Genomic DNA, 667 nt, shown 5'->3' on the forward strand with positions numbered 1-667 from the left:
CGTCGATCACCCGCTCGGCACCGCCGAGCGCGGCGCCGACCGCGGCGATCCTGCCATCCACCACCGCGACGTCGCCGATAGCGTCCATCCCGCTCGCGGGATCCACCACCCGGCCGCCAGAGATCACCAAGCCGCTCATGCCAAAACTCCTCCGCGCTGAATTCGCATTGAGGCAGATTCCGGCAGCAACGACCACCTCCACCGATGCCGACGCATCATGCATATTGCTGCGCCGCTGTTGCGAGGCCGCCGCAATGCAATGCAGTCTCGGGTTGCAATCCGGCCGATGCCGAGTTATTGGATGCGCGCAATTCGTTTTGGAGGCGACCATGTCTACGACAGCACGCTTCCCGGGTTCGACGCACGATATTTGATGCGTCCCCCCGGGATCGATTCCCGGGTGAAATCTCAAGACCCATATCAAATCGAATCTGCCGCGGCCCGTTGGCCCGCGATCGAGACTCTATTGTCATGACATCCAATCTTCTGCTGGCCCCCCGTCAGGTGGCCGGGCGTTCCGACCTGCTCGAACGCAGGCTTCGGCGCTATCATCCGCGCTTCCAGGGCGCGGTGCGCGCCCTGGCCTTGCGGCACTCGCGCCTTGCGGACCTTGCCGCAAGCTTTCCCGCGCTGCTCTTCGCGCTGGCCTTTCCGCGGGCACGGCTCG

Annotated in this window: 2 pseudogenes; one reads left to right on the forward strand and one right to left on the reverse strand. The window is 64.8% G+C overall.

Annotated elements, in window-relative coordinates:
- Nucleotides 1-223, reverse strand: a pseudogene (locus tag MOV74_RS39730) (hypothetical protein); the annotation flags it as partial.
- Nucleotides 224-471: 248 nt separating this feature from the next.
- On the opposite strand from MOV74_RS39730, the pseudogene MOV74_RS39735 reads away from it, so the two are divergent.
- Nucleotides 472-667 (forward strand): annotated as a pseudogene (locus MOV74_RS39735) (hypothetical protein); the annotation flags it as partial.

Origin of the sequence: Bradyrhizobium sp. SHOUNA76 (genome assembly GCF_023006445.1) — a bacterium.
Taxonomy (GTDB): domain Bacteria; phylum Pseudomonadota; class Alphaproteobacteria; order Rhizobiales; family Xanthobacteraceae; genus Bradyrhizobium.